The organism is Streptomyces sp. NPDC001744 (assembly GCF_042892575.1).
Classification (GTDB): domain Bacteria; phylum Actinomycetota; class Actinomycetes; order Streptomycetales; family Streptomycetaceae; genus Streptomyces.
Genome location: NZ_JBIAUG010000003.1, coordinates 1 through 22,454, shown reverse-complemented (window position 1 = coordinate 22,454; position 22,454 = coordinate 1). Strand labels below are relative to the sequence as shown.

The 22,454-nt window shown below is 76.8% G+C and carries 2 protein-coding genes; both read left to right on the top strand.

Annotated elements, in window-relative coordinates:
- The first annotated feature begins 186 nt into the window (after positions 1 to 186).
- Complete coding sequence (locus ACFYZY_RS04490) at positions 187 to 14,715, top strand: amino acid adenylation domain-containing protein (protein ID WP_388689398.1); 14,529 nt, start codon at positions 187 to 189, stop codon at positions 14,713 to 14,715.
- On the top strand, positions 14,712 to 22,328 hold the full coding sequence (locus ACFYZY_RS04485) for an amino acid adenylation domain-containing protein (RefSeq protein ID WP_388689396.1): 7,617 nt from the start codon (positions 14,712 to 14,714) through the stop codon (positions 22,326 to 22,328). The genes ACFYZY_RS04490 and ACFYZY_RS04485 overlap by 4 nt, the downstream gene beginning before the upstream one ends.
- Positions 22,329 to 22,454: the final 126 nt, after the last annotated feature.

Genomic DNA, 22,454 nt, shown 5'->3' with positions numbered 1-22,454 from the left:
ACCGTGCGGCCCGTACGAGGCGAAGGCCCCGCGCGAGATTCCCGTGGCATCCGGCGGGAAACCGGCCGGTGTTTCCCGCGCGCGCCCACCGGACGGGAAATGACGTCCCCGGCCCCGTCGTGCCGTAATACCCGCCACGGGTTCCGCCGTACCCCACTGAAAAACTCCTCGAAGGTGTCGATCGGCATGCCTGAAGACCGCTTCTCCCCGTCGGACGAGTCCACTCCCGAATTCCTCGAACTGACTATGGCGCAGCAGGGCGTGTGGTATGGCCAGCTGGTCGACCCGGACAGCCCAAAATACAACATCGGGGAATGCCTGGAGATCCGGGGGGAGCTCGACGAGGGGTTATTCGCCGCCGCCCTCAACCGAGCGGTCCACCTCTGCGACAGCCTGAACGTCGCGTTCGTCACCGAGGACGGCTCCGTCCGCCAGCGCGTCGTCCGCCCCGTGGCCGAAAACGACCGCCTGCACCGTGTCGACCTCACCGGTGCCGAGGACCCCGTCGCGGCGGCGGAGCGGTACATGGCCGACGACATGGCCACCGTCGACCGGCTGGAAGCCCCGCACCACCACTTCGCCCTGCTGAGGCTCGGCCCGCGGCTCCACCACTGGTACGTCCGCTACCACCACATCGCCGTGGACGGCCTGGGCGGCGCCCTCTTCGCCCGGACCGTGGCCGACCTCTACACCCGCGCGGCGCGCGGCGAGGACCTCGCGACGGCGGAACCGCCCACCGGCCCCCTGCGCGCCCTCGTCGCCGACGAGGCCGACTACCGCGCCTCCGGCCGGTTCGAGGCGGACCGCGCCTACTGGACCGGCAGGTTCTCCGACCGGGCCGCGCACGGGGCCGGACCGGCGGACGCGGACGGCCGCGGGGACGACGGCGCCGGCGGGGCGCCCCTGCTCAGAAGACGGACCGACCGGCCCGGCCGGGACGAGCCCGCGGACTCCGGCGGCGTCGCCCTCCACACGGGCGAGACCCTGCCCGTCCCCGTGTTCGACGGCCTGCGCCGGCTCGCCGCCGACAACCGCACCACGTGGAGCGCGGTCCTCGTCGCCGCGGTCGCCGCCTACGCGGGCCGGGTCACCGGGCGCCGGGAGATATGCGTGGGCCTGGCCTCCCACGGGCGCCACGGCGCGCTGCGGCACGTCGTCGGGATGACCTCCACCGTCCTGCCCCTGCGGCTGGCCCTCGCCCCCGGCACGACGGTCGGAGACCTCGTCCGGAGCGTCGCGGCCGAGATGCGCGGCGCCCTGCGGCACCGCCGCTTCTCGCGCGAGCAGCTGGCCCGCGAGCTGAACCTGGCCGGCGGGGCGTCCCGCCTGACCGACCTCGTCGTGAACGTCATGGGCTACGACTACGACCTGGACTTCGCCGGCAGCCCCGCCTCCTCCCGGCTGCTCTCCATAGGCCCCGTGGACGACGTGTCCCTGTTCGTCTCCGAACGGGCCGAGGGGACCGGCCCGTTGATCGGCTTCGACACCAACCCGGCCCTGTACCACCCCGACGACGTCCGGCTGCACCAGCAGGCCGTCGTCGGCTTCCTCACCGCGCTCGCCGGCGCGGAGTCCGGCACCCCGGTGCGCGACCTCCCGCTCCTCGACGAGGAGACCGCCGGCGCGCTGCTCGCCCGGGGACGGGGCGCCGCCCTGCCGGCCGGGACCACCGCCACGAGCCTGCCCGAGGCGTTCGCGGCGCGCGCGCGCAGCGCCCCCGACGCCCCCGCCGTGGTGGACGGCGCCGTCACGCTCTCGTACCGCGAACTGGCGCGGACCGCCACGGACCTGGCCCGCGCCCTGACCGGATGGGGAATCGGCGCCGAGGACGGCGTCGGCGTCCTCGTGAGCCGCTCGGCGGCCGTCGTGACCGCCACGCTCGGCGCGGTGGGCGCGGGGGCCGCGTACGTCCCGATGGACGCCGCCTGGCCGGCCGAACGGCTGGACCGCGTCACCGGGACCGCCCGGGTGCGGGCCCTCGTCGTGGACGAACAGGCCGCGGGCCAGGACTGGGTGAAGGGGGCGGCCACGAGGCTCCCGGTGGTCGTGGTCGACGGACGGGGCGCCGTCCTCCGGGGCGGACCCGGACGGCCGGGCCCGCTGCCGCGCGTGATGCGCGGCGACCGGCTCGCGTACGTCATGTTCACCTCGGGCTCCACCGGGCTCCCCAAGGGCGTCGGCGTGAGCCACGCCGACGTCCTCGCCCTGGCCGCCGATTCCGCCTGGCACGGGGGCGCCTCCGACGCGGTCCTGATGCACTCGGCGTACGTCTTCGACGCGTCCACGTTCGAGATCTGGGCACCGCTGCTCAACGGCGGACGGGTCGTCGTCGCCCCTCCGGGCCTCCTGGACGCGCGGACGCTCAGGGAGGTGACGGCCCGGTCCGGCGTGACCTCGGCGTTCCTGACCACCGCGCTGTGCAACGTCATCGCCGAGACGGACCCGGCCGCGTTCGCGGGGCTGCGCCTGGTCGCCGCCGGCGGCGAGGCCGCCGCCCCCGGCCTGATGCGGCGGACGGCCGCCGCCGCACCCCGCACCAGGGTCCTGCACGTGTACGGCCCCACCGAGACCACCACGTTCGCCTCCCGCCACACCGTCCGCGCCGACGCCCCCGGCGTCCCGCCCATCGGCCGGCCCCTCGACGGGACGCGCCTGTACGTGCTCGACGACTCCCTCCGCCCCGTGCCCCCCGGCGTCGTGGGCGAGCTGTACGTGGGCGGCGCCGGCGTCGCCCGCGGATACCTGGGCCGCCCCGGGCCGACCGCCACCCGCTTCGTCGCCGACCCGTACGGCACCGGCGGCGCCCGGATGTACCGCACCGGCGACCTGGCCCGCTGGACGGCGCACGGGGACGTCGAGTACGTCGCGCGGGCCGACGGACAGATCAAGCTCCGCGGCTTCCGGATCGAGCCGGCCGAGATCGAGAACGCCCTGCTCGCCGACCCCGCCGTCCGGGACGCCCGCGTCCTGGTGCGCGAGGACGCGCCGGGCGACCGCCGGCTCGTCGCCTACGTCGTACCGGCCCCCGGGACGCGCCCGGACGGCCCCGCCCTCGCCCACGGCCTCGGCCGCGTCCTGCCGGGGTACATGGTGCCCTCCGCGTTCGTCCTCCTCGACGCCCTGCCGCTGAACGCCAACGGCAAGGTCGACCGGCGCGCCCTGCCCGCGCCCCAGGCACCCGCCGCCGGGGGGACCGCCCCGCGCACACCGCACGAGGAGGTGCTGGCGGGCCTGTTCGCCGACGTCCTCGGGGTGCCGTCCGTGGGCGTGGACGACGACTTCTTCTCCCTCGGCGGCCACTCGCTGCTCGCCACCCGGCTCGTCGCGCGGATACGGGCCGCGACGGGCGCGGAGACCGAACTGAGGCAGCTCTTCGAGCACCCCACCGTCGCCTCCCTCGCCGCCGCCCTCGGCGGAGCCGGGAGGGCCCGTCCCGCCCTCGCCCCCCGCCACCGGCCCGACCCGCTCCCGCTGTCCTTCGCGCAGCGGCGGCTGTGGTTCCTCAACCGCGCCGAGGGTTCCGGGGACACCTACAACGTGCCGCTCGTCCTCGACCTCGAAGGACCGCTGGACACGGAGGCGCTGAGCGGCGCCCTGGGCGACGTGGTCGCCCGGCACGAGAGCCTGCGGACCGTGCTCGCCACGCACGACGGCGTGGCCCGCCAGGTCGTGTCCGACGCGCGCGCCGCCGCGTCCCTGGTCCCCCTCGCCGTCGAGACGCCCCCCGGGGACGCGCGGGCGGACGACTGGGCCGACCGCGCGGTACGGCGGCTGGCCTCGGCGCCCTTCGACCTCTCCACCGACCTCCCCGTCCGCGCCGGGCTGTTCGCCACCGGACCGGACCGGCACGTCCTGGCGGTCGTGCTCCACCACGTCGGCGCGGACGGCTGGTCGCTGGCCCCGTTCTGCCGGGACCTCGGCGCCGCCTACCGCGCCCGGACCACGGGCGGCACGCCCGACTGGCCCGCACTGCGCGTCCAGTACGCCGACTACACCCTGTGGCAGCGGGAACTGCTCGGTGACGACGACGACCCGGAGAGCCTGGCGGCGCGGCAGCTCGCCTTCTGGCGCGACGCCCTGCGCGGCGCCCCCGACCTGCTGCGACTGCCCCTGGACCGGCCCCGCCCGGCGGTCCCCGGACACCGGGGCGACGCGGTGCCGTTCGAACTGCCCGCCGCCGTGTACGCGCGGCTCGGCCGGCTCGCCCGCGAGACCGGCTGCACGCCCTTCATGGTCCTCCAGGCGGCACTCGCGGTGACCCTCCACGCCCACGGCGCGGGCACCGACATCCCGCTGGGCACCGCGGTGGCCGGCCGGACCGACGAGGCCCTGGACGACCTGGTGGGCTTCTTCGTCAACACCGTCGTCCTGCGCACGGACCTGACGGGCGACCCGACCTTCCGGGACCTGCTGCGCCGGGTGGCGGAGTTCGACCTCGCGGCCTTCGACCACGCCGACCTGCCGTTCGAGCGGCTGGTCGAGGAGCTCAACCCGGACCGGTCCGGCGGCCACCACCCGCTCTTCCAGACCATGCTGGTCCTCCAGAACCAGGGGCGGGCGGAGCTCGACCTGCCCGGCGTCACCGTGCGGGACCGGTCCCGGCACACCGGGATCAGCAAGTTCGACCTGACGTTCTCCCTGATCGAGACCCCGGAGGACCCGGACCTCCCGGAGGACGGCGCCGGCGCCGTCCGGCTCGGCGGCCACCTCGAGTACGCCACGGACCTCTTCGACCGCGACACGGCCCGCGCGCTCGCCGACCGCTTCGCCCGCGTCCTCACCCACGCCGTGACCGACCCCGGGCGGACCGTGGCGGACCTCGACCCGCTCGCACCCGGCGAGCGCGCGGAGATCCTGGAGCGGGGGCGCGGCGAGCGCTCCCCGCTGCCGGCCCGCACCGCGCCCGAGGCGGTGGGGGAGTGGGCCGCCCGCACCCCGGACGCCCCCGCCGTGCGCGACGCCCGCACCCGCCTCACGTACGCCGAACTCCACGCCCGCGCCGACTCCCTCGCCCGCGTGCTGCGCGAACACGGCGCCGGCCGCGACACCCTGGTGGCGCTCGCGGTCCCGGCGTCCGTGGACACCGTGGTGGCCATGCTGGCCGTCCTGCGGGCCGGAGCCGCCTACGTGCCCGTCGATCCCGGCTACCCCCCCGCCCGCATCCGGCAGACGCTGGACGACGCGCGGCCTGTCCTGCTGCTCACCGGCGCGGACGCCCCGGACGTCACGGCGGCGGACGGCGTCCCCCGCCTCTCCCTCGGCGCCCTCGGTGGTTCGGCCCCGCGTCCCGCCGACCCGGCCGCGCCCCTCCCGGCCCCGCCCCTCCCGGAGGACGCCGCCTACGTCATCTACACCTCCGGGTCGACCGGCCGCCCCAAGGGCGTGGTCGTCCCCCACGGGGCCCTCGCCAACCACATGGACTGGATGGCGCGCCACCTGGACCTGACCCGGGACGACCGGGTCCTCGCCCGCACCTCCACCAGCTTCGACGCCTCCGTGTGGGAGCTGTGGCTGCCGCTCGTCCACGGCGCCGAGGTCTGCGTGGCGCCCGCCGAGGCCAACCGGGACCCGCGCGAACTGGTCTCCTGGATGCGGCGGTTCGACGTCACCGTGGCCCAGTTCGTCCCCTCGCACCTCGCGTGTGTTCTTGCCGACGCCCCGGACGACGAGCCGCCGCCCCGCCCGCGGGCCGTCCTCTGCGGCGGCGAACCCCTCCCGCGCGCCCTCGCCGACGCCGTCGCCGCCCGGTGGCACGCCGAGCCGCACAACCTGTACGGACCGACCGAGACGACCATCGACGCCACCGCCCACCGGATGACCGCACCGGAGTCCGCCCCGGCCGGGCCCGGCGGGACCGTGCCCATCGGGCGGCCCGTCGACACGATGCGCGCCTACGTCCTCGACGGCCGGCTGCGCCCCGTACCGCCGGGCGTCACCGGAGAGCTGTACCTGTCGGGCCCCAACCTCGCCCGCGGCTACCTGGACCGCCCGGGGCTCACCGCCGCCCGGTTCGTGGCCGACCCGTTCGACGCCCCCGGGACGCGCATGTACCGGACCGGCGACCTGGTGCGGTGGAACCGCGACGGGCTGCTCGACTTCGTGGCCCGCGCCGACGACCAGGTCAAACTGCGCGGCTTCCGCATCGAACCCGGCGAGGTGGCCGCCGCGCTGCGGGCCCTGCCCGGCGTCACGTCCTCCTGCGCCGTGGTCCGCGAGGACGTCCCCGGACACCCCCGGCTCGTCGCGTACGCCGTCACCGCCGCCCCGGCGCCGGGCCCCACCGCCCTGCGGGACGCCCTCGCCGGGACGCTGCCGCACCACATGGTGCCCGAGGCGGTCGTCGTCCTCGACGCGCTGCCGCTGCTGCCCAACGGCAAGATCGACCGGGCCGCCCTGCCCGTTCCCGACGGGGCCACCGCGCGGACCGGCACCGACGAGGGACCGCGCACCCCCCGGGAGGAACTGGTCGCGGGCATCCTCGCCGACGTCCTGGAACGCCCGGAGGTCGGGCCGCACGACAGCTTCTTCGACCTCGGCGGGCACTCGCTCCTCGCCATGCGGGTCGTCAGCCGCGTCCGTGCCGTGCTCGGCGCCGACCTCGCCGTGCGCACCCTCTTCGAGCACCCGACGCCCGCCGCCCTCGCGCGCGTGCTGGACCCGGCGGGACCGCAGCGGCCCGCGGTGGTCCCCGCCCGGCGGCCCGACCCGCTGCCGCTGTCCTTCGCGCAGAGCCGGCTCTGGTTCCTCAACCGGATGGAGGGCCCCAGCTCCACCTACAACGTCCCCCTCGTCCTGGAGCTGCGCGGCGAACTGGACGCGGACGCCCTGCGCGACGCCCTGCGCGACGTCGTGGAACGGCACGAGTCGCTGCGCACCGTCTTCCCCGAACGGGACGGCGTGCCCCACCAGACCGTCCTCCCCGCCGACGCCGCCGCGCCCCGGCCGCCCGTCGAGAGCACGGCCCCGGCGGACCTGGAGGCGGCCGTCCTCGCCGCCGTGCGCGAACCGTTCGACGTGCTCACCGACCCGCCGCTGCGGGCCCGGCTGCTGCGCGCCGCCCCCGGACACCACGTCCTGGTCCTGGTCCTCCACCACATCGCCGGCGACGGCTGGTCCCTGGGCCCGCTGACCCGGGACCTGGGCGACGCCTACCGGGCCCGGCTGGCCGGCGAGGCCCCCGCGCCCGCGGCGGGCGGCACCCCGCTCCAGTACGCCGACTACACCCTCTGGCAGCACGACCTCCTCCGCGAGGACGGCGACGTGCTGCGGCGGCAGCTCGACCACTGGCACGGCGCGCTCGCGGGCCTGCCCGGACTGGTCGAACTGCCCCTCGACCGCCCCCGCCCCGCCACCGCGGACCCCCGCGGCGCCGTGGTGCCCTTCGACGTGCCGCCCGACCTGCACGCCGCGCTCCTCGGCCTGGCCCGCGCCTCGGGCAGCACCCTGTTCATGGTGCTCCAGGCCGCCGTGGCCACCCTGCTGCGGCAGCACGGCGCGGGTGACGACATCCCCCTCGGCTCGCCGGTCGCCGGCCGCACGGACGAGGCCCTGGAGGACCTGGTCGGCTTCTTCGTCAACACGCTGGTGCTGCGCACCGACCTGTCCGGCGACCCGACCTTCCGCGAACTCCTGGAGCGCGTCAGGGAGTTCGACCTCGCGGCCTACGCCCACCAGGACGTGCCGTTCGAACGGCTCGTGGAGAGCGTCAACCCCGTCCGGGCGCGCGACCACCACCCGCTCTTCCAGACCATGCTGGTCCTGCAGAACCAGCGGGCCGTCCGCCCCGACCTGCCCGGCCTCGCCGTCGAACACCGCCTCGTCCACAACGGACTGAGCAAGTTCGACCTCACCTTCGCGTTCGGCGAGGACGAGGAGGGCGGCCTGTCGGCGGGCATCGAGTACGCCACCGCCCTGTTCGACCGCGCCACCGCCGAAGCGCTCGCGGCCCGGCTCGTCCGGCTGCTCGGACAGGTGGCCGCCGCACCGGACCTGCGCCTGTCCGGGCACGATCCCCTCGCCCCGGACGAGCACGTCCGCCTCGCCCGTTGGGGCACCGGCCGGGACCTCCCCGCCGGCGCGGCGGACGGGACCCTGCCCGCGCTGTTCGCCCGTCAGGCGCGCCGCACCCCCGGCGCGGTGGCCGTCACCGACGGCGCGAACACCCTCTCCTACGCGGAACTCGACCGGATCTCCGCCGAACTCGCCGGCGTCCTCGCCGGCCTCGGCACCGGCCCCGAGGACTCCGTCGGCGTGTTCCTGGGCCGCTCGCCCGCCGTGGTCGCGGTCTCCCTCGGCACGGTCCGCGCGGCCGCCGCCTACGTACCGCTGGACGCGCGCTGGCCCGCCGAACGGCTCGACCAGGTCGCCTCCGTCGCACGGCCGCGCGTCCTGGTCGTGGACGAGGACACCGCCGCCTCCCCCTGGGTGACCGCGCGCGCCGGCCGCCTGCCGGTCGTCGTCGTGGACCGGACCGGCCGGGTCCTGCGGGGCGCGCCGGACCGGCCGGGCACCCCGGCGGCCGTGCCCGGCCCCGACGCCCTCGCCTACACCATGTTCACCTCCGGCTCCACCGGACTGCCCAAGGGCGTCGCCGTCGCCCACGCGGACGTCGCCGGGCTCGCGCGGGACTCGGCGTGGGCGGACGGCGCCGCCGACGCCGTCCTGATGCACTCCGCGTACGTCTTCGACGCGTCCACGTTCGAGATCTGGGTCCCCCTCCTGAACGGCGGCCGGGTCGTCGTGGCGCCGGAGGGCCTCCTGGAGGCCCGCACCCTCGACCACGCCGTCCACGAGCACGGGGTGACGGCCGTGTTCCTGACGACCGCCCTGTTCAACGTCGTCGCCGAGACCGACCCGGGAGCCTTCGCGGGCCTGCGGGTGGTGTGCGCGGGCGGCGAACTCGCCTCCCCCGACGCGATGCAGCGGGTCGCCGCCACCGCACCGGACACCCGGGTCCTGCACGTCTACGGCCCCACCGAGACCACCACCTTCGCCACCCGGTACGACGTCACGGCCGACCTCCCGTCCGGGCCGCCGCCCATCGGCCGCCCCCTGGACGGCATGCGGCTCCACGTCCTGGACGACGCGCTCCGCCCGGTCCCGCCGGGGGTCGTGGGCGAGCTGTACCTCGCGGGACGCGGAGTGGCGCGCGGCTACACCGGACGCCCCGGCCCGACCGCCACGCGGTTCGTCGCCGACCCCTTCGCGGCCGACGGCGGCCGCATGTACCGCACCGGCGACCTCGTGCGCTGGACCCCGGACGGACACATCGCCTACGTCACCCGCGCCGACGGCCAGGTCAAGCTGCGCGGCTACCGCGTCGAACTCGGCGAGGTCGAGGCCGTCCTCGCCGGCCTCCCCGGGGTGGCCGACGCGTTCGCGCTGGTCCGCGAGGACGCGCCGGGCGACCGCAGGCTCGTCGCCTACGTCGTGCCGGCGGCCGGCGCGGACCCCGACCCCGCCGGGCTCGCCCGCGAGGTCGGCCGCGTCCTGCCCGGCTACATGGTGCCCGCCGCGATCGTCCCCCTCGACGCGCTCCCGCTGAACCCCAACGGGAAGGTGGACCGCGCCGCCCTGCCGGCACCCGTCCACGGGGCGCCCGTCCGGGGCCGGGCCCCGCGCACCGTCCGCGAGGAGGTCGTGTGCGGACTCTTCGCCGACCTCCTCGGCCTGCGGACCGTGGGCGCCGACGACGACTTCTTCGCCCTGGGCGGCCACTCCCTGCTCGCCACCCGCCTCGCCGCCCGGCTGCGCACCGTGCTCGACGTGGAGGTCGAGGTCAGGACCGTCTTCGACCACCCGACGCCCGCCGCGCTCGCGGCCGTCCTGGACGGCGCGGGGACGGCCCGGACCCGCCTGGAACGGACCGCGCGCCGCCCCGACCCCATGCCGCTGTCGTACGCGCAGCAGCGCCTGTGGTTCCTCCACCGGTTCGAGGGCCCCGGCGCCACGTACAACGTGCCCCTGGTGCTGCGCCTGGACGGCCCGCTGGACACGGACGCCCTCACCCGCGCCCTCACGGACGTGGTCGAGCGCCACGAGACCCTGCGCACCGTCTTCCCCGACACCGGGGGCGTGCCGGGCCAGCTGGTGCTCGACGCGGCGGGCGCCGACATCGACCTCACCCCCCGCGACGTCGCGCCGGAGCTGCTGGACGCGGTGCTGAGCGCCGAGACCGCCCACGCCTTCGACGTGAGCGCCGAACGGCCGGTACGGGCCCGGATGCTCCGCCTCGGAGCCGAGTCCCACGTCCTGGTGCTCCTCGTCCACCACATCGCCGGGGACGGCTGGTCCCTCGCGCCGCTCGCCCGCGACCTCGGCACGGCCTACCGCGCCCGTACGGCGGGCGGGGAACCCTCCTGGGCCGAACTGCCCGTCCAGTACGCCGACTACACCCTCTGGCAGCGGGAACTCCTCGGCGACGAGGAGGACCCCTCCGGCACGGCCGCCCGGCAGCTCGCGTTCTGGCGGACCGCGCTCGCCGGCCTGCCCGACCTCCTCGACCTGCCGCTCGACCGGCCGCGTCCGGCCGTCGCCACCCACCGAGGCGACGCGTTCGCCTTCCCGGTGGACGCCGCGACGCACCGGGCCCTCACCGACCTCGCCCGGTCCCGGGGGTGCAGCCTCTTCATGGTGCTCCAGGCCGCCCTCTCCGTCCTGCTCCACGCACACGGCGCCGGGGAGGACATCCCGCTGGGCACCCCCGTCGCGGGCCGCACCGACGAAGCCCTCGACGACCTCGTCGGCTTCTTCGTCAACACGCTGGTCCTGCGCACCGACCTGACCGGGAACCCCACGTTCGAACAGGTTCTCGACCGGGTGCGGGAGTTCGACCTCGCGGCCTACGCCCACCAGGACGTGCCGTTCGAACGGCTCGTGGACGCGCTGGACCCGGAACGGGCCCAGAACCGCCACCCGCTGTTCCAGACCATGCTCGTCCTCCAGAACCACGCCGCGGCGGACATGGAACTGCCGGGCCTGACGGTGACGGAGCAGCCGGTGCGCACCGGCATCAGCAAGTTCGACCTGACGTTCACCTTCACCGAGCGCCACGACGGGGACGGCGGGCCGGCGGGGCTCGACGGCACCCTCGAATTCGCCACCGACCTCTTCGCGCACCCCACCGCGCACGCCCTGGCCGACCGGCTGACCCTGCTCCTCGGCACGCTCGCCGCCGACCCCCGCCGGCGCGTCCGGGCGGTGGACGTCCTGACGCCGGAGGAGCGGACCGCGCTGGTGCGGACCGGTCACGGCCCGGCCCGGGAGGTGCGGGAGCGGACCGTGCCCGCGGCGTTCCGCGCCCAGCGCGACCGCACCCCAGAGGCGGTCGCCGTACGGGGCGCCGGCCGGGACCTGACGTTCGCCGAACTCGACGCCCTCTCCGACGACACGGCGCGGCTCCTGCGGGGACGCGGGGTCGGACGCGGCGACCTGGTGGCGCTGGCGCTGCCCGGCACCGCGCACCAGGTGGTGGCGATGCTGGCCGTCGCCAAGGCGGGCGCCGCGTGGCTGCCGATCGACCCGGAGTACCCCGCCGCGCGGATCGGCCACATGGTCGACGACGCCCGGCCCGTCCTCCTGGTGACCTCGGCGGCGAACCGGGCGGCGCTGCCGGAACTGCCGGTGCCGGTCCTCGTGCTCGACGGACCGGAGGACGCGCCGGGGACCGCCCGCGCCGACGGCCCGGCGGCCGTACCGGAAGCGGGTCCGGCGACCGGTCCGGACCCGCTGGACGCCGCCTACGTCATCCACACCTCCGGATCGACCGGCCGCCCCAAGGGCGTCGTCGTCACCCACGCCGCGCTCACCAACCACATGGCCTGGATGGCGGACCACCTGTCCCTCACCGGCGACGACCGGATCCTCGCCCGCACCTCGCCGAGTTTCGACGCCTCGGTGTGGGAGACCTGGCTCCCCCTGCTGCACGGCGGCTCCACCTGCCCGGTGCCGCCGGCGCTCAACCACGATCCGGCCGGACTGCTGGCCCGGATGCGCGAGACGGGGGTGACCGTCGCCCAGTTCGTGCCCTCGCTCCTGGCCCTCGTCCTCGACGAGACCGGACACGAGGAACCGCCCGCCACCCTGCGGGCCGTCCTGTGCGGCGGCGAGCCGCTGACCGCGTCCCTGGCCCGGCGCGCCGCACGGGCCTGGTCCGCCGGGGTCCACAACCTGTACGGCCCCACCGAGGCGACCATCGACGCCACCGCCCACCACCACCGCCCCGCCGCCGGGACCGCGTCCCGCGCGGAGGGCACGGTGCCCCTGGGCCGGCCCGTCGACAACACCCGCGCGTACGTCCTCGACGCGGGCCTGCGCCCGGTCCCCCCGGGCGTCACGGGCGAGCTGTACCTCGCGGGCGAGGGCCTGGCCCGCGGCTACCTGGGGCGCCCCGGCCTGACCGGCGCCCGGTTCGTCGCCGACCCGTTCGGCCCCGGCGGGACGCGGATGTACCGCACGGGCGACCTCGTCCGCCGCGACGCGGACGGCACCCTCACCCACGTGGGCCGCGCCGACGACCAGGTCAAGCTGCACGGCCTGCGCATCGAGCCCGGCGAGATCGAGGCCGCCCTCACCGCGCTCGACGGTGTCGGCACCGCCCTCGTCCTCGTCCGCGAGGACCGGCCCGGCGAGCAGCGCCTCGTCGCCTACGCCGTCCCCGAACCCGGCGGCGCCCTCCCGGACGCCCGCGCCCTGCGGGAACGGCTGGCCCCCGTCCTCCCGCCGTACATGATCCCCGCCGACTTCGTCCCCCTGGACGCGCTGCCGCTGCTGCCCAACGGCAAGACCGACCGGCGGGCGCTGCCCGCCCCCGAGCGCCCCGCCGCCGGGGCCGGACGGAAGGACGGGGGCGAGCCGCGCACCCCGCGCGAACGCGTCCTGTGCGACGTGTTCGCCTCCGTGCTCCGGGTGCCCGGGGTCCGCGCCGACGACGACTTCTTCGCCCTGGGCGGCGACAGCATCCTCTCCATCCAGCTGGTCAGCCGCGCCCGCGAGGCCCGGCTCTCCCTCACCCCCCGCGACGTCTTCCTGCACCGCACGCCCGCGGGCATCGCGGCGGTCGCCACCGAACAGGACGGGCGGACGGGCGCCCCGGCCGACGACGGCGTGGGCACGATGCCGCTCACGCCCATCGCGGCCTGGTTCCTCGACCGGCCCGGCCCCACGGACGGCTACAACCAGTCCGCGGTGGTACGGACCCCCGCCGGCGCCGACGGGGAACGCCTGACCGCCGCGCTCCAGCTCCTGGTCGACCACCACGACATGCTGCGGGTACGGGTCACCCGCACCGCCGGGGGCGAGGCGGCCCTGGAGACCCTGCCGCGGGGGACCGTGCCGGTCCGCCCCCGCCTCACCCGGATCGACGGCGGGGGGCTGGGCGAGGACGGGATGCGCGCCGCGCTCGCCGCGGCGGGGGAGGAGGCCAGGCGCCGGCTGCGGCCCGCGCACGGCGAGGTGTTCGAGGCGGTGTGGTGCGACGCCGGACCGCGGGCGCGCGGACGGCTGCTGCTCGTCGTGCACCACCTGGCGGTCGACGCGGTGTCCTGGCGCGTCCTCGCCGAGGACCTGGCCACCGCCTGGCACGCCGTGTCCGGCGACACCGGCCCGGCCGCCGGGGACCCCGCCCACGACGGCGCCGCGCCCACCGCCGGGGACCCCGCCTCCGGCGCCCCCGCGCCCCGGACCCCGGTCCTGCCCCCCGTCACCACCTCCTACCGGGCCTGGGCGCGCCTCCTCGCCGCGCAGGCCCGGGAGGGCACGCGGGCGGCGGAACTCCCGCTGTGGGAGCGGACGCTGCGGGCGTCCGGCCCGCCCCTGGGCCACCGGCTCCTCGACCCGGCCCGGGACACGGCGGGCCGGACCCGGACCCTGACCACCCGCCCGGCGGGCTCCCGCACGGAGGCCCTGCTCACCACCGCCCCCGCCGCCTTCCACGCGGGCGTGGACGACGTCCTCCTCGCGGCGCTCGCCCTCGCCGTCCGCTCCTGGTGGGCCGGACACGCCGGACGGGCCGGTGCCGCGCCGGACCCGGACGGCACCGGCGTACTGATCGACCTGGAGAGCCACGGCCGCGAGCAGATCACCGAGGACCTCGACCTGTCCCGCACGGTCGGCTGGTTCACCAGCCTCTACCCGGTCCTGCTCGACCCCGGCCCCCTCGACCCGCGCGACCCCGCCCGCTTCGACGCGGGGCTCGTGGACCGGGCCGTCAAGCGCGTCAAGGAACAACTGCGCGCCGTCCCCGACCACGGCATCGGCTACGGCGTGCTGCGCCGGCTCGCCTCCGACACGCGGGCCCGCCTGGAGGGCGCGGCCGAACCCCGGATCGGCTTCAACTACCTGGGCCGGTACGCGGTCGCGGACCCGGCGGACGGCCCGGACGGCGGGGGCGGTGACTGGGAGGTGCTGCTCGACGGCGGCGGCCCGGCCGCCCAGGACCCGGACATGCCGGTCCACCACGTCCTGGACATCAACGCCCACACCGAGGACGGGCCCGGAGGACCGCGCCTGGTGACGCGCTGGACCTGGCCCGCCGGCCTGCTCGCCGAGACGGACGTGACGGCGCTCGCCGACGCCTTCGACCGGGCCCTGCGGGCGATCGCCGAACACGCCGGACGGCCCGACACGGGCGGCTGGACGCCGTCCGACCTTCCCCTGGTCTCCCTCGACCAGTCCCAGCTCGACCGACTGCAGAACAAGTGGGGTGGACGCAAGTGACCGGTTTCCAGTTGGAAGACGTACTGCCGCTGACGCCGTTGCAGGCAGGCATGCTCTTCCACGCGCTGTACGACTCCGACGCCGTGGACGTCTACACCGCGCAGTTCGTCTTCGAACTGGAGGGGCACGTCGACGCGACCGCGCTGCGCGCCGCCGTCGGCACGCTGCTGAGGCGGCACGCCAACCTCCGCGTGGGCTTCCTCCACGAGGACCTGGACGAGCCGGTGCAGGCCGTGGCCGCCGACGTGCCGGTCCCCCTGGAGCAGCACGACCTCACGCGGGGGGACGGCACGACGGGGGAGCGCGTCCGGGCCTTCCTCGCCGCGGACCGCACCCGCCGCTTCGACCTCACCACCCCGCCGCTGATGCGGTTCGCCCTGCTGCGCACCGGCCCCTCCCACCACCGCCTGGTGATGACGAGCCACCACATCCTCCTCGACGGCTGGTCGATGCCGCTGCTCGTGCGCGAACTGTTCGAGCTGTACGCCCACCGGGGCGACGACGCCACCCTGCCGCGCGTCACCCCGTACCGCACCTACCTGGCCTGGCTGGCCGGACAGGACCGGCACGCCGCCCTCGACGCCTGGCGCGCCGCGCTGGCGGGCGTCGAGGCGCCGACGCTGCTCGCCGGACGCGGCGGGACGGAGGCGGCGGGCTCCGGCGAACTGCCCGAGACCCTGGTCCTCGAACTCGACACGGCGACCAGCGAGCGGCTGAGGGCGACCGCCCGCGCCCACCGGCTCACCCTCAACACCCTGGTCCAGGGCGCCTGGGGACTGCTGCTCTCCCGGCTCACCGGCCGTTCCGACGTCCTGTTCGGGACGACCGTGTCCGGCCGCCCGCCGGAACTTCCCGGCGTCGAGTCGATGATCGGCCTGTTCATCAACACCGTGCCGGTGCGGCTCGCCCCCCGTCCGGGCGAGACCCTCGCCGGCCTCCTGACCCGGCTCCAGGACGAGCAGGGCCGCCTCCTCGGCAGCCAGCACGTGGGACTGACCGAGATACGCGGGGTCACCGGCCTCGACACCCTCTTCGACACGCTGGCCGTGTTCGAGAACTACCCGCTGGACGAGGAGACCCTGCGCACCGCCCGGCAGGGCCTGCCCGGCCTGACCGTCACCGGGTTCTCGGGCACGGACGCCGCGCACTACCCGCTCACCCTCACCATCGCCCCCGGCGACGCGCTGCGCGTCACCTTCGGCTTCCGCGCCGCCGTCCTGGACCGGGACGAGGTGGCCCGCACGGTCGCCCGGATGAGGAACCTCCTGACGACCCTCGCCGAGGGTCTCGACCGGCGGGTCGACGCCGTGTCCGTCCTCCTCGACGGAGAACGGGAGGAGCTGCTCGCCCGGGGGGCGGGCGCCGCGCTCCCGCCCGCCGCGTCCGCCACGAGCCTCCCGGACGCCGTCGCCCGGCACGCCGCCGCCCGCCCGGACGCGGTGGCGGTCACCGGAGCGGACGCGCGCCTGACGTACGGAGAGCTGTGCGCCCTCGCCGACGCCCTGGCGGGCGCCCTGACCGGGCTCGGCGCGGCCCCGGAGGAGGGCGTCGGCCTCCTCCTGGGCCGCTCGCCCGCCCAGGTCACCGCCGCCCTCGGGGTCCTGCGGGCCGGCGCCTCCTACGTACCCCTGGACCCGCGCTGGCCCGGGGACCGGCTCTCCCGGGTCACCGGGGCCGCCGCCCCGCGCCTCCTGGTCGTCGACACCGGCACCCGGGAACACCCGTGGGTGCGTTCCCTCGGTCCCGGGACGCGGGTGGTGACCGTGGACGCCCTCGGCCGCGTACGGGACGGAGCCCCGGCCGCCCCCGGCCCGCTGCCCCCCGTCACCGGCGGCGCCCGCCTCGCGTACACCATGTTCACGTCGGGCTCCACCGGCCTGCCGAAGGCCGTCGGCGTCACCCACGCCGACATCGCGGCGCTCGCGGCCGACCGGACCTGGGACGGCACGACCGACGCGGTCCTGATGCACTCGGCCTACGTCTTCGACGCGGCCACCTTCGAGATCTGGGTGCCCCTGCTGCGCGGCAGCCGGATCGTGACGGCGCCGGAGGGCGTCCTCCAGCCCGCCCGGCTGCGGGAGGCCGTCACCCGGGACGGGGTGACCGCCGCCTTCCTCACCACGGCCCTCTTCAACGTGTTCGCCGAGACCGACCCGGACGCCCTGGGCCTGCTCCGGCTGGCCGCGGCCGGAGGGGAGGCCGCCGCGCCCGGAGTGCTCCAGCGGCTCGCCGCCGCCCACCCCGGCACGGTGGTCCTCAACGCGTACGGCCCCACCGAGGCGACCACCTTCGCCCTGCTGCACCGGGTCGGCGCCCACGACGCCCCCGGCGGCACACCGCCCGTCGGCCACCCGCTCGACGGGGTGCGCGCCCTCGTCCTGGACGCCTCGCTGCGTCCCGTGCCGGACGGCGCCGAGGGCGAGCTGTACCTGGCGGGTCCGGGCGTCGCACGCGGCTACCTCGGACGTCCGGGCCTGACGGCCACCCGGTTCGTCGCCGACCCCTCGGACCCGGCGGGCGGCCGCATGTACCGCACCGGCGACCTCGTGCGCCGCACCCAGGACGGGGACGTCGTCTACGCGGGCCGCGCCGACCAGCAGGTCAAATTGCGCGGCCACCGCATCGAGCCCGGCGAGATCGAGGCCGCGCTGCGCGCCCATCCCTCGGTGCGCGCCGCGTGCGTCGTCGTCCGCGAGGACCTGCCGGGCGACCGCGCCCTCACGGCCTACGTCGTCCCGGCCCCGGACCGCACGGCCGACCCGGCCGTCCTCACCGCCCACGTGGGCCGGTCCCTGCCCGCCTACATGGTGCCCTCGGCCGTGCTGCTCCTGGACGAACTGCCGATGACGCCCAACGGCAAGCTGGACCGGGCGGCGCTGCCGGTCCCGGCCCTCCCGGCCCTCCCGGCGGGCCGTGCGCCGCGCGGTGCGCGCGAGGAGATCCTCGCGGGGCTGTTCGCGGACGTGCTCGGCGTGCCGCGGGTCTCCGCCGACGACAACTTCTTCGCCCTGGGCGGCCATTCGCTCCTCGCCACCCTGCTCGTGGGCCGGATGCGCACGGCCCTGGACACCGAGACCGAGATCCGCACGCTCTTCGAGCACCCCACCGTCGCCTCGCTCGCTGCGGCCCTCGAGGACGCCGGGCGCCCGCCCCGTCCCGCCCTGGTCCCGCGGCGGCGGACCGGGGCCCTCCCCCTGTCGTACGCCCAGCGCCGGCTGTGGTTCCTCCACCGCCTCGAAGGCCCCTCGGCCACGTACAACGTCCCCTTCGTCGTACGCCTGGACGGCGGGCTCGACGCGGACGCCCTGCGCCGGGCCCTCCACGACGTCGTCGCCCGGCACTCGTCCCTGCGCACGGTCTTCCCCGCGTACGGGGACGGTTCGGAGTACGGGGACGGCCCGGAGCACGGGGACGGCCCGGCGTCCGGACGCCCCCCGGTCCAGCACGTGGTCGCCCCGGAGGACGTGCGGCTGCCGTTCGCCCACGAAGCCGTCGACGAGGGCAAGGCCGCGGACCGGATCGGCGCGGCCGTGGCCGAACCGATCGACATCGAACGCGAACTTCCCCTGCGCGCCACCCTGCTGCGCATCGCGGACGACTCCCACGTCCTGGTCCTCGTGATCCACCACATCGCCGCGGACGGCTCGTCCCTGGCCCCCCTCGTCCGCGACCTGGGCACCGCCTACCGCGCCCGCCTCGCGGGAGCGGCCCCGGCGTGGACCCCGCCGCCCGTCGACTACGGCGACTACACGCTGTGGCAGCGGGAGATCCTCGGCGACGCGGAGGACCCCGACGGCCTGCTCTCGGGGCAACTCGCCTTCTGGCGGGAGGCCCTGGCCGGACTGCCGGAACGCGTCGACCTGCCCTGCGACCGCCCGCGTCCCCCCGTGCCCCGGCACGAGGGCGCCACCCACCACTTCACCGTCGATCCCGCCACGGCCCGCCGGATCGCCGAACTCGCCCGCGCGCACGGATGCAGCGCCTTCATGGTGCTCCAGGCCGCCCTGGCGCTCCTCCTCTCCCGGCACGGCGCCGGCGAGGACGTCCCGCTCGGCACGGCCGTCGCCGGACGCACCGACGAGGCGACCGCCGACCTCATCGGCTTCTTCGTGAACACGCTGGTCCTGCGCACCGACCTGAGCGGCGACCCGACCTTCCGCGAACTCCTTGGACGCGTCAAGGAGTTCGACCTGGCCGCCTACGCGCACCAGGACGTGCCCTTCGAACGCCTCGTGGAACTGCTCAACCCGGCGCGCTCGCACCACCACCCGCTGTTCCAGACGATGCTGGTGCTCCAGAACCACGCCCCCGCCGCCCCCGCCGACCTCCCCGGCCTCACCGCCCGCGCGGTCCCGGTGGACCTGGGGGCCAGCAAGTTCGACCTGGCGTTCACCTTCGTGGAGACGCCCGGCGGCGACGACGCGCCCGGCGGCATGAGGGCCTCCGTCGACTACGCCACCGAACTCTTCGACGCGGACACGGTGCGCGGCCTCGCCGACCGGCTCGTCCGCCTCCTCACCGCCGTCACCGACGACCCGGAACTGCCCCTGCACGCCTACGACGTGCTCGGCGGCGCCGACCACGCGCGCCTCGCCCGGTGGGGGACCGGGCCGGTCCGCGACCTGCCGGGGGCGACCGTCCCCGAACTCTTCGCCCCGTGGGTACGCCGGGCCCCGGACGCCCCGGCGGTCCGCGACGCGCACACCACCCTGACCTACCGCGAACTCGACGCGCGCGCCGAAGCCCTAGCCCGGCGGCTCGCCGCACGGGGCGTCGGACCCGAGGACCGGGTGGCCGTGGCCCTGCCCCGGAGCGCCGACCTCGTCGTCGCGCTGCTCGGCGTGCTCAAGGCCGGCGCGGCCTACCTGCCCCTCGACACCGCCTACCCGGCCGCCCGGCTCGCGCACATGCTCGACGACGCGTCCCCCCGGCTGCTGCTCACCACCCCCGACCTGCACCGGGAACTCCCGCCGACGACGGTCCCGCACCTGTACGCGGAGGACGACACACCGCTCCCGGACCCGACCGCGCCCCTGCCGGTCCCGCTCCCCGCGCACCCGGCGTACGTCATCTACACCTCGGGTTCCACCGGCCGCCCCAAGGGCGTGGTCGTCACCCACCGGGGCGTCGGCGCGATGGCCGCGACCCAGCGGGAACGGCTGCGCCTCGCCCCCGGAAGCCGCGTCCTGCACCTGGCGTCGGTGAGCTTCGACGCCGCCTTCTGGGAGCTGTGCATGGCCCTGCTCTCCGGGGCCTGCCTGGAGATCGACGCCCGTGAGGCCCTGCTCCCCGGACCCGCCCTGGCCGCCCGGGTCCGCGAGCACGGCGTCACCCACCTCACCCTCCCGCCGGCCGCCCTCGCGGTGATGCCGCCGGACTCGCTCCCCGCCGGCACCACGATCGTCCTGGCCGGCGAGGCGTGCCCGCCCGCCCTCGTGCGCGCCTGGGCGCGGGGACGGCACCTCGTCAACGCCTACGGCCCCACGGAGACCACCGTCTGCGCCACCATGAGCGGCTTCCAGCACGCCGACGGACCGCTCGCCCCCGACCGCACGGTCCCGATCGGCGTCCCCGTCGACGGCACCCGGGTACGGGTCCTGGACGACCGCCTGGCCCCCGTGCCGCCCGGCGTGGTGGGGGAGTTGTACGTGTCCGGCGAGGGCCTGGCCCGCGGGTACCACGACCGCCCCGGGCTCACCGCGACCCGGTTCGTGGCCGACCCGTTCGACCCGGACGGGGGCCGCATGTACCGGACCGGCGACCTCGCGCGGTGGAACGCCCGGGGACAGCTCGAATACGCCGGGCGCGTGGACGACCAGGTCAAGCTGCGCGGCTTCCGGATCGAACTCGGCGAGGTCGAGGCGGCGCTCGCCGCGCTGCCCGGGGTCGCCGCCGCCTGCGCCGCCGTACGGGAGGACCGGCCGGGCGACCGCCGCCTCGTCGCCTACACCGTGCCCGCCGAGGGAGCGACGGGACCGGACGGGACGGAGGTGCGGGCCCGCCTCGCGGCCGTCCTGCCGGACCACATGGTGCCCTCCGCCCACGTACGGCTCGACGCCCTGCCGCTCACGCCCAACGGCAAGACCGACCGGCGCGCCCTCCCGGCGCCCGAAGGTCCGCGCGCAGGCGGGCGCGGGCCCCGGACGGACCGGGAACGGGCGTTGTGCGAGGTGTTCGCGGAGACGCTCGGGGTGCCGGAGATCGGCGTCACGGACGACTTCTTCGCCCACGGCGGGCACTCGCTGCTCGCCGTGGCGCTGGCCCGGCGGATCGAGGAGCGGTGCGGCCGGCGCCTGTCGCTGCGCGCGCTGTTCGCCGCCCCGACCGTCGAGGGTGTCGACCGCCTGCTGGGAGGGGCGGAGCCGGACGGCGGCGCACCGGCCGGGGACGAGGAGGTGGACTGGGCCGCCGAGGTCCGGCTCGCGGACGACATCACGGGCACCGGACGGGCCCCGGAGGCGCGCGCGGCGGACCGGCCGGACGGAGGGGGACGGCGGGGCGGCGCCCGGCCCTCGCCCAGGCCGTTCCTGACGGGCGCCTCCGGCTTCCTCGGCGCGTTCCTGCTGCGCGACCTGATCGAGACCACCGGCGGACCGGTCGACTGCCTGGTGCGGGCCCGGGACGAGCGGGACGGGGCGGACCGGCTGCGGGAGAACCTGCGGCGGTACGGCCTGTGGCGCGACCGCTACCGGGACCTGATCCGCCCCGTGCCCGGCGACCTCGCCGCTCCGGGCCTCGGCCTCGCGCCGGAGGTCCGGGCCGCGGTGGTGCGGCGGCTCGGACCGGTGTTCCACAACGGGGCGCGGGTCAACTTCGCGGCGGGCTACGGCGACCTGCGCGCCGCGAACGTCGCCGGGACCGGGGAACTGCTGCGCATGCTGGCCGAATCGGACTCGCCCGGCATGCACTACGTGTCCACGACCGGTGTCCATGCCCCGGCCCGGGGCCCGGTGACGGTCACGGAGTCCACGCCGACGGGTCCGGCCGGGGACCTGCCCGACGGCTACGCGCGGAGCAAGTGGGTGGCCGAGGGCCTGATCGGTCTGGCGCGCGAGCGCGGCCTCCCGGTCACCGTCTACCGGCCGGGCCGCATCAGCGGCGACACCGCCACCGGCGCCTGCCAGGACCGCGACCTCCTGTGGCAGCTCATCAAGGGGTGCCTCCAGGCGGCGGCGGTGCCCGACCTGCCGCACGGAACGACCGGCTGGGTCCCCGTGGACTACGTCGGCGCGGCGGTCGTGGCGCTCGCGTCGGCCGGGCGCACCGGCACCGAGACCTTCCACCTCACCCACCCGTACCCGCCGGACCTGGAGCGGGTGTTCGCCGTCGCCGAGGCGGTCGGTTACGAACTCCGCAAGGTGCCCGCCGAGGAGTGGAGGTCCCTCGTCGCGGCGTGCCCGGACAACGCCGCCCAGCTCTTCCTCGGCGAAGGACAGGACGCCGGGGAGGTGGTGGACGGACGCCGCTTCGACTCCCGCCGCACCGCGGGGGCGGCGGCGGAGCTCGGCGTACGGCTCCCGGCCCTGACCGAGGAGGTCCTCGTGCGCTACCTGGCGTACTTCCGGGAGACGGGCTTCCTCCCGGCCCCGGGCGGGGTACGGGCCGGGGCGTGACCGGACCCGCCGGGGGGCCCCCCCCCCCCCCCGGCGCGGGGGCCCCCCGGGCCCCCCCCCCCCCACACAACGGCCACAGGGGGGAACCCCCCACGAAACCCCCCCCCCGGCCGAGCCCCGCCCAGA

What these genes read in the sequence shown, in the direction of transcription:
- ACFYZY_RS04490 (WP_388689398.1), top strand. Translation starts at nt 187, where the DNA reads ATGCCTGAAGACCGCTTCTCCCCGTCGGACGAGTCCACTCCCGAATTC.